Source organism: Streptomyces sp. NPDC093510 (genome assembly GCF_040683555.1).
In the GTDB taxonomy this organism is placed as follows: Bacteria; Actinomycetota; Actinomycetes; order Streptomycetales; family Streptomycetaceae; genus Streptomyces.
Genome location: NZ_JBFBEE010000042.1, coordinates 55788 through 64567 on the forward strand (window position 1 = coordinate 55788; position 8780 = coordinate 64567).

The window sequence follows — 8780 nt, forward strand, 5'->3', positions numbered from 1 at the left end:
TAGTAAAAGTCGATGGGCAACCGCCACGGACCTGTCCGTGGCGGTGGGGGTTACGCCTTCGCGGTGACCGGGGAGCCGTCGGTGATCAGCGGCTCGACGTCGCGGGCGACCTTGCGCTCGACGAAGAACGCGGCCGTCGGGATCGTGCCCGAGACCAGCACCCACAGCAGCTTGCCGAACGGCCACTTCGCCTTGGAGCCCAGGTCGAAGGCGAAGATCAGGTAGATGATGTAGAGGACTCCGTGGACCTGGGAGACCACCAGGGTCAGCCCCTCGCCCTTCTCGAAGCCGTACTTGGCCACCATGCAGGCGCACAGGATGAGGAGCATGACGGCGGTGACGTAAGCCATCACCCGGTAGCGGGTCAGCACGCTGCGTTTCATGGCTACGAGCGTAACGGCCCTTTTCACGCGATCTTCGCCGCCCCCGCCCGGACCGGAACGACCCGATCCCACTTCTCGCCGAGCGGGTCCTACTGCTCCTCGAAATCCCGCGCGGCCACCCGCAGTGGCCGCAGCATCGCGAAGATCTCCCCGCACTCCTCCGCGTCGTACACCCCGAGCCCGAAGTCCATCGCCATCAGCTCCCGCGTGGCGGCCTCGACGACCTCGCGGCCCTTCTCCGTGATGGAGGCGAGCGTGCCCCGGCCGTCGTTGGGATTCGGGCGCTTGTCGACCAGGCCGGACTTCACCAGGCGGTCCACGGTGTTCGTGACCGAGGTCGGATGCACCATGAGCCGCTCGCCGATCTTCGACATCGGGAGCTCGCCGGCCTGCGAGAAGGTGAGGAGGACCAGCGCCTCGTAGCGCGCGAAGGTCAGTCCGTACGGCTTGACGACCGCGTCGACCTCGGCGAGCAGGATCTGGTGTGCGCGCATGATCGAGGTGATCGCGCCCATGGCCGGGACCGATCCCCAGCGCTGCTTCCAGAGCTCGTCGGCACGGGCGATGGGATCGAAGGGGAGGCTGAGCGGCTTCGGCACGGCATCGACCTTACCCGCCGGTCACATGCTGGTCAGCCCCGTCTCGCAATTCGGTCGAACGCACCTCCACCACCAGAAGCAGACAGCAGACCGTGCCGAGGACGCCCGCACCCGTGACGACCGTGCTCACCGCGAAGAACTCGGCGGCCAGTCCCGCGAGCGCCATGCCGACGCCCTGGAGCGTCATGAGGCCCGCCGTGTGCACGGTCATCGCGCGGCCCCGCAGGCCGTCGGGCACGGCGTCGACGAACCAGCGGTCCAGGCCCAGCGTGTACGCCGATCCCGCGCCGGCGAGCGCGAGAGCGGCGAGCGCCGGGAGGAGGCCGGGCGTGAGCGCGTACACGGTGAGCGGCAGCAGCGTGAGCGAGGCGAGCGGCAGCACGATGCGGGCGCGCGAGGACGCGGAGAGCGCCGACCCTGCGTACAGCTCGCCCGCGATGGTGCCCACCGGCAGGGCGCACATGAGGAGCCCCACACCCGCGACGCCGACGCCGATCTCGTCCGCGTAGGGCGCGGCGAGCGCCTCCGGGACGACCATGAACATGGGCGGCATCCAGAAGAGCAGCAGGAGGGCCCGCACGCGGCGGTCGGCGAGCACGGCGCGTGCGCCGCCCAGCGAGTAGCGCACGAGCGCGCCGCCGTCGGCGTTCCCGCGCGCGGGCCGGCGCTTCGTCCCGCACCTCAGCAGCAGTGCGGACGCCGCGAACGTGCAGACGGTGATCATGAGCGCGCCGCGCGGTGTGACGACGGTGAGGAGTACGCCGCCGAGCCCGAAGCCGACCAGCACGGAGCTCTGCGAGACGATCCGCAGCAGGGAACGGCCGAGGACGAACAGGTCGCCGTCACCGAGGATGTCGGTGAGGGTCGCCATGCGCGTGCCGTTGAAGACGGGCGCGACGAGGGCGATGGCGCAGCGCAGCGCGAGCAGCCCGGCGACGGGGGTGGCGGGCAGCGCCATGAGGGCCGCGCACCCGGCGCACACGGCGTCGCACAGGACGAGCACCCGCCGCGGCGGGTACCGGTCAGCGATCCCGGACAGGAGGGTCCCGCCCACCAGGTACGGCAGCATGCCGAGGGCGAAGGTGAGCGCGCCGAGCAGCGGTGATCCGGTGAGGTCGTAGACCAGGACGGTCAGCGCGACCTCGCTGACGATGACGCCGAGGAGCGAGAGCGCGTGCGCGGCGAAGACGGCACGGAACTCGCGTACGGCGAGGACGCGGGTGTAGCCGGTGGCTGCCGCGGCGGGCGGGGACATGGACGGCGGTATGGACGCAGGCATGGACGCAGCCTCACGCGGGCGCGTCCGCCGGCCTAAAGTTTCGGCCCCGGGCGAATCTTCGCTCCGGGCCGGGTGAAGGCCGGGTGAACCCTCGACCGCGGCAGGGGGCCACGTGCCGTTCCGCATGCACTTCGGGCAGGACGACCTGCTGCGCTGCCGGTTCGCGGTGTCGCCGCTGTGGGAGACGCAGGAGGCCGTACGCACCCTCAAGCGCCCCGACCGCCACGCCTACCACCCGCGGTGGCTGCGCCGGATACGGGAGGCGGCCCGCGGCCTCGACCTCTCCGCGCTCTGGCTCCTGATGCCGCGGCGCGGGCACTCACCGGACTTCATGGGCCCGCCGCCGATCGGTCCCGCGGCCCGCTTCGAGGAGGAGATCGCCGGGGTCCGCGCCTTTGACCCGGCGGCCGCGCGGGACGACATGGCGCGGGCGCTCGCCTGCACCCCGGGCGCCGCCGACTCCTCGAAGGGGCGGGCTCTGCTCGCCGATCCGGCCGCCGCGGTCCTGGAGCTCGCGGACGCCATGGAGGCCGCCTGGCACGCGCTGATCGAGCCGGACTGGCCGCGCCTGCGCGCGCTCCTGGAGGCCGACGTCGCCTTCCATTCACGGCGGCTCGCGGAGGTCGGCCTCGGCGGGCTGCTGCCGGAGCTCGACCGGCGGCTGTCGTGGGACGCGGGGCGGCTCACCGTCGAGTGGCGCGACGAGCACGTGCGGCACCTGTCGGGGCAGGGTCTCGTCCTGATCCCGAGCGTCTTCTCCTGGCCGGACGTGATCAGCGGTTTCGACGCCCCGTGGCAGCCGACGCTGGCCTACCCCGTGCGGGGCATCGCGGGGCTGTGGGCGGAGCCGTCGGACCGTGCGCACGAGGCGCTCGTACGGCTCCTCGGCCGCGGGCGCGCCACGGTGCTCACCGCGCTCGACGCGCCCGCCACCACGTCGGAGCTCGCGCACCGCATCGGGCTCGCGCCGTCGTCCGTGTCGGCCCATCTGGCCGCGCTGCGGGGCGCCGGGCTCCTGGTGTCACGGCGGTACGGACACCAGGTGTTCTACGAGTGCACGCCGCTCGGCAGCGCCCTTGCCACCGGGGGCGGTGTGGCACAAGAGCTTGAATAGTCCTTTATGTAACGATTGCCGGGCTGACTGACCGTCACCGTCACCACCGCCCAAGGGGGCTGGATGCACCGGCTGCTCCGCACGTTCACGGCACTCGCGGCCCTCGCCGCCCTCGGGCTCCCGGCAGGCTGCTCCTCCTCGGACCCCGGGTCCGGCGGCACGAAGGATCAGGCGGCCGCTCGCAAGCCCGCCACCGAGAGCGCCGGGCCCCCCGCGGGCACCTTCTGGGTCGACCCGGACAGCCCCGCCGCACGCCAGGTCCAGCAGTGGCGGGAACAGGGCCGCGACCGGGACGCCGAGGCGCTCAAGCGCATCTCCGAGCGGCCCATGGCCCTGTGGCCGGCCGGGGACGACCCGGCGCCCGACATCGCGGAGGCGACGAGAGGCGCGGCGAAGGAGGACCGCACCGCCGTGCTCGTCGCGTACAACATCCCGCACCGCGACTGCGGCCAGCACTCCGCGGGCGGCGCGGCCGACGCCGACGCCTACCGGAGCTGGGTGGACACGTTCGCCGACGCGATCGGCGACGCGCCCGCCCTGGTCGTCCTGGAGCCCGACGCGATCCCGCACATCGTGGACGGCTGCACCCCGGCCGAGTACCACACGGACCGCTACCAGCTGCTCTCCGAGGCGATCCAGCGGCTCAAGCGGCAGCCGAAGGTGCGGGTCTACCTCGACGCGGGGAACCCCGGCTGGATCACCGAGCCGCACAAGCTCACCGAGCCGCTCCAGAAGGCGGGCGTCGCCCAGGCCGACGGCTTCTCGCTGAACGTCTCCAACTTCCAGAGCGACGAGACGACCAAGACGTACGGACGCACACTGTCCGCCACCGTGGGCGGCAAGCACTTCGTCATGGACACCAGCCGCAACGGCAAGGGCCCACTGGCCGGCGACCGGCAGGACGCCTGGTGCAACCCGCCCGGCCGCGGCCTCGGCACCCCGCCGACCGACCGCACGGGCGACCCGCTGCTCGACGCCGTCCTGTGGATCAAGCGCCCCGGCGACTCGGACGGGCCGTGCCGGGGCGGCCCGGCGGCCGGGCAGTGGTGGCCGGACTACGCGCTGGGCCTGGCCCGCAACGCCAAGGACGCGTGAGCCCGGTCGACGGCGTTCAGTCGTCCGTGCCGACGTGGATCCACTTCGCCTCGGACGACGTGCCGTCCTTGTCGGTCACGAACAGCATGTACCAGCCCGGCGGCACCAGCGCCGTGTCCCTGCGCGGCACGTCCACCGTCACCGTGCCCTTGCCCTTGGTGAGCCCCAGCGCGATCGAGCGCTGCTCGACGTCCGTGGTGTGCGTCACCGCGCTCGGGCGCATCAGGCGGGCCGACGCGATGGTCTCGGGGCGGTCGGTCCTGAACGTCGCGCGGCCGTCCGCCGCGAGCTCCTCCGGGCCCTCGCCGAGCACCGGGCGGTTCTCGGCGCCCCGGTGCAGCGCGGGCGGCGTGAAGATCTCCATGCGCTGTTCGAAGTGGCCGAGCTTGGTGTTCTGCGAGTTGTCGTAGAGCGGATCGGAGCCGAACGTGGCGACCCGGCCGTCGGGCAGCAGCAACGCCTCCGAGTGGTAGTTGCGGCCCACCTTGGGCGCCGCCGCCGCGCGGAACTCATTCGCCTTGGGGTCGTAGAACTGCGCCTTGTGGATGTTGCTCGCGCTGCGGCCGCGGTAGTCCTCGGAGCCGTTCGTCGTGAACACCGAGTCGTTCGGCATGAGCACGCTGTTCAAGTAGCGCGTTCCCTGCGGCAGTTGCGGCCCCGTCCTGAAGGACGGGTTGTCCTCCTTGAGGTCGATCACCGCGGTGCGCCGCGTCGACTTGTCCGACTCGCCCACTCCCCCGCCGCCCAGGATCATCACCTTCTGGTCCTGCGCGGGCGGCAGCAGCACGGACGCCGACGTCTCCGTCTGGTCCATGTCCTCCAGGCCGGGGACCTTCTCGAACTTGTTCGTGTCCAGGTCCCACAGTCCCGGCTCACGGCCCTTCTCGGCGGGTCCGTAGCCCGCGTTCGACGCCGGGTAGAAGAGCTTGCCGCCCTTGGTGAGGAACAGCGCGGGGTACGTCGGGAAGTACCGCTTGGGCCCGTCCGTCCACTTCTTCGTCCTCGGGTCGTAGATCTCGTTGTCACCCGGGTCGACGACGCCCACGTCGTCGAGTCCGGACACCGCGAGCACCTTGCCGTCATCCAGGCCGACGAGCGTCGGATACCAGCGGGCCTTGTCCATCGGGTCCACCGGGATGTACTTCTCGGCCTTGGGGTCGAACTCGTACGCCGCCTTGATCCCCTGGAAGTCCTGCTTCTCCATGTCGATCTTCTCGGCGATGCCGTACGTGTTGTCGGCCTCCTCGCCGGTCAGACCTTCGATCTCGTACTGCGCGGACTTCTCGTTGACCGACTGCTCGCCCTCCTGGACCGCCTCGACGAAGACCCGCGCCTCGCTCGCCTTGACCTGCGTCTTCCAGGGCTGCATCACACCGGACTTGGAGTACGTGATCTCGTAGTCCCGCTTCGCCTTCGGTACCTCGACATCGAACTTGCTGACGTACTCGATACCGGACGGCGAGCGGAACTTGGTGCCCTTCTTCAGGACCACCGGCTTGTCCGGGTTCTCGTTCTTCACGCGCATGCCGCCGCCGGCCCGCTCCACCTCGCCGTCGAGCAGCTCGTAGCGGGCGGTGCCGCCCGCCACCAGGAGCCGCCCGTCCGGGAGTTGGGCGTGCCCGGCACAGAAGAAGTCCTCGGGCGTCGCGATCTTCTTGAACGTGTCGTTCTTCGGGTCCCACAGGACGGTGTCGAACGATCCCGAGTCGAACTTCTTCTGCTCGTTGCCGGAGCCCGCGACGATCAGCACCTTGCCCGTGTGGAGCAGCGCGGCGTGAATGGCGTTGGTGCGGAACTCCTCGGGGATCGCGACCTGCTTCCAGGAGCCGTACTTCTTCTTGTAGCCGGGCTGGGCGATCTTGTACTCGTAGTACTGCTCCTCGGCGAAGGAGAGCGCGGCAGGAGCGTTCAGCCCCACGAGCAGCGCGCCCGCGCCGACTCCGATGAGCGTCTTCCTCGTGCGCTTCGAGGGCCGGTAGGCCATGGGTCAGTTCCCTCCTGTCGTCGTGCCGGTGGCGAACGCCGGCTCCGGCTCGCCCTCCTTGTTCTCGCCGCGCACGGTCGTCTCCTGCTGCTGCGTGGCCTCCTCGCGCGCCGAGCGCTCCCCGTGCTCCCCGCGCGCCCTGCCCGCCCTGCGCTCCTTGGCGAGTCCGAAGGCCCAGATCGTGACCGGCGCCAGCGAGATCACCATCGCGAGGACCGCCCAGGTGCGCATCGCCACGTGCGTGTGGCCCAGCACGAAGGAGGCGGCCAGCGAGCCGGCCAGCAGCGCCGCCCAGAACAGGTGGATGCGGAAGGTGAGGAGCCGGTCCGGGCTCGCGTCGCCGCCCTTGGGGGTGACGACGAAGCGGCTGGGGCGGCGCAGGACGGCCGCGCCGAGCGACTTCGCGTAGATCGGCGCGGAGAGCGCCGACATCGCCATGCCCGCGAGACCTCCCGAGCCCTCCGGCTCGTGCGGGGACACGTTGTGCCTGCGGTTCCAGAGATAGAGGCCGACCTGGAGGGCCGCCGCGTCGCTGTAGAGCATCAGCCAGACGGAGGCGGCGACCTGCGTCCCGGAGGCCCCGAACCACAGGAACAGCACACAACTGAGGATGCCGAGCAGCCAGTTGACCGCCGTCATCGGGTAGTACACGAGCATCAGCGAGTACGAGAAGAGACGCCCGGGCGGCATCGTGAACGGGGCCTTCCAGTACTGCTTGAACAGCGTCTCGTACGTGCCGCGCGACCAGCGCATCTGCTGCGTGAAGAAGTCCGTCCAGGAGGCCGGGCCCTCGCCCACGGCCAGCACGTCCGGGGTGTAGACCGAGCGCCAGTGCCGCTTCGTGGCCGGGTTGCGGTGGCGGTGCAGCTCGAAGCCCGTCGCCATGTCCTCGGTGATCGAGTCGTGGAGGCCGCCGATCTGGGTGAGCGCGCTGATGCGGACGACGTTGTTCGTGCCCACGAACATGGGGGCGCGGTAGCGGTTCCCCGCGCGCTGGATGAGAGCGTGGAAGAGGAACTGCTGGGACTCCGCGGCCTTGGTGACCGGGCTGTCATAGTTCCCGTAGACCTGCGGTCCGACGACGAACGCGACGTCCGGATCGCGGAAGTAGCCCATCATCCGCTCCAGGAAGTTGGGGAGCGGGACGTGGTCCGTGTCGACGGAGGCGAAGAAGTCGTAGTCGGCTCGGTGCATCGCCAGCCAGGCGTTGTAGTTGCCGTGCTTGGTGCGGGCCTTGTGGGGGCCCTTCTCCCTGTTCCACTCCGGAACGCCGTGGCGGGTGAAGTGCCGCACCCCTAGCTCTTCGCAGAGGGCCTTGGCCTCGGGGGTGTCCCCTTCGTCCAGGAGCCATACGTCGAGGGGCCCGGAGTGGTGTATCCGGACGGCACCCTCGAGTGTCGCCCGGACCATCGCGATCGGTTCCTTGCCCGGGACGTACGTGGTGAGGAAGGCGACGCGGGTGCCGGCCTCGGGGCACACGGGGATCGGGTCCCTCGCCACCATCGTGGCGTGGGCGATCGACACGACGTTCACGAGCATGAAGAGCTCGATGAGGCCGATCGCCACGAGCATCGTGACGTCCAGGCCGATCAGCCAGCTGTCGCCGCCCTCCCGTTCGGTCCAGTGGGTGGGCCAGACGAGGTAGACGAGGAGGAGGCCGGTGAGTACCGGGGCCAGGGTCATCAGGAGGACGGCGCGTATTCGGTGGGGTTCACCGGCCAGCAGCGAGCGATACCGCACGCGATAGCCCCCTCCCTCTCCTCCGCCGTCCGGCTCCGTGAGCGGTCCGGCGAGCGTGCTGTGGGTCTCGTAGTCGTAGCCCTCCGGCTGCCGCACAGCGCCCTCCAGGTTCTGGTAATCCAACCGAGCCGATACCCACACAAAAGTGGACTTTCCCCGGCGTGTCGAACGGGGTTCCCCCGTGCGAGGGGTTTTAGGTTGGGGGGTTTTGGCGGGGTTGCGGTGGGGGGTGGTTTGTGAGGGGGCGCGCAGGCGGGGGCGCACGCACTCGGGCGGGGGCGCCTTGGGGCTGCTTGCGGGGCGGGGCGGGCGGGGTGGGGGCGCTTTCGCGTGGTCGCCGGGCTCGCGTGCGGTTCGTCTGCGGGGCGGGGTCGTGGGGCGTCTGCGCGTGGTCACTGGGCTCGCCTGCTGTTCGTCTGTGGGGCGGGGCCGTGGGGCGTGTGCGCGTGGTCGCCGGTCTCGCCTGCTGTTCGTCTGTGGGGCGGGGCCGCGGGGGTATGTACGTACTCGCTATCCCTGCGTCGCGCCTCAAGTCCAAAGACGCCAGAGTGTGCTCGGTGCTCCGTGCGCACATACCCCCACGTCC

General features: G+C 70.8%; 7 protein-coding genes. 2 read left to right on the forward strand and 5 right to left on the reverse strand.

Annotated features, from left to right (window positions below; translation table 11 throughout):
- Positions 1–50 precede the first annotated feature (50 nt).
- From AB0N81_RS39795 to AB0N81_RS39805, 3 genes are all read right to left on the reverse strand, one after another.
- Positions 51–383, reverse strand: coding sequence for a DUF3817 domain-containing protein (locus AB0N81_RS39795; RefSeq protein WP_365367434.1), 333 nt, complete (start codon positions 381–383; stop codon positions 51–53).
- Between the two features lie 89 nt (positions 384–472).
- A complete protein-coding gene (locus AB0N81_RS39800) occupies positions 473–982 on the reverse strand; it encodes a MarR family transcriptional regulator (protein WP_362990340.1) in 510 nt (169 codons plus the stop codon).
- A gap of 10 nt (positions 983–992) precedes the next feature.
- Positions 993–2237, reverse strand: a complete 1245-nt coding sequence (locus AB0N81_RS39805) for an MFS transporter (RefSeq protein ID WP_365367450.1) — start codon at positions 2235–2237, stop codon at positions 993–995.
- A gap of 136 nt (positions 2238–2373) precedes the next feature.
- Between AB0N81_RS39805 and AB0N81_RS39810 the strand changes: the two genes are divergently transcribed.
- Positions 2374–3375 (forward strand): DUF5937 family protein, encoded by a 1002-nt coding sequence (locus tag AB0N81_RS39810; RefSeq protein WP_365367436.1) that lies wholly within the window; start codon positions 2374–2376, stop codon positions 3373–3375.
- A 63-nt stretch (positions 3376–3438) separates the two neighbouring features.
- Positions 3439–4470, forward strand: a complete 1032-nt coding sequence (locus tag AB0N81_RS39815; protein WP_365367438.1) for a glycoside hydrolase family 6 protein — start codon at positions 3439–3441, stop codon at positions 4468–4470.
- Positions 4471–4486: 16 nt separating this feature from the next.
- On the opposite strand, the gene AB0N81_RS39820 is transcribed toward AB0N81_RS39815, so the two are convergent.
- Positions 4487–6454: a kelch motif-containing protein gene (locus tag AB0N81_RS39820; protein ID WP_365367440.1), complete on the reverse strand. Its 1968-nt coding sequence runs from the start codon at positions 6452–6454 to the stop codon at positions 4487–4489.
- A 3-nt stretch (positions 6455–6457) separates the two neighbouring features.
- Positions 6458–8302: a cellulose synthase catalytic subunit gene (locus AB0N81_RS39825; protein WP_365367452.1), complete on the reverse strand. Its 1845-nt coding sequence runs from the start codon at positions 8300–8302 to the stop codon at positions 6458–6460.
- Between the last annotated feature and the right edge of the window lie 478 nt (positions 8303–8780).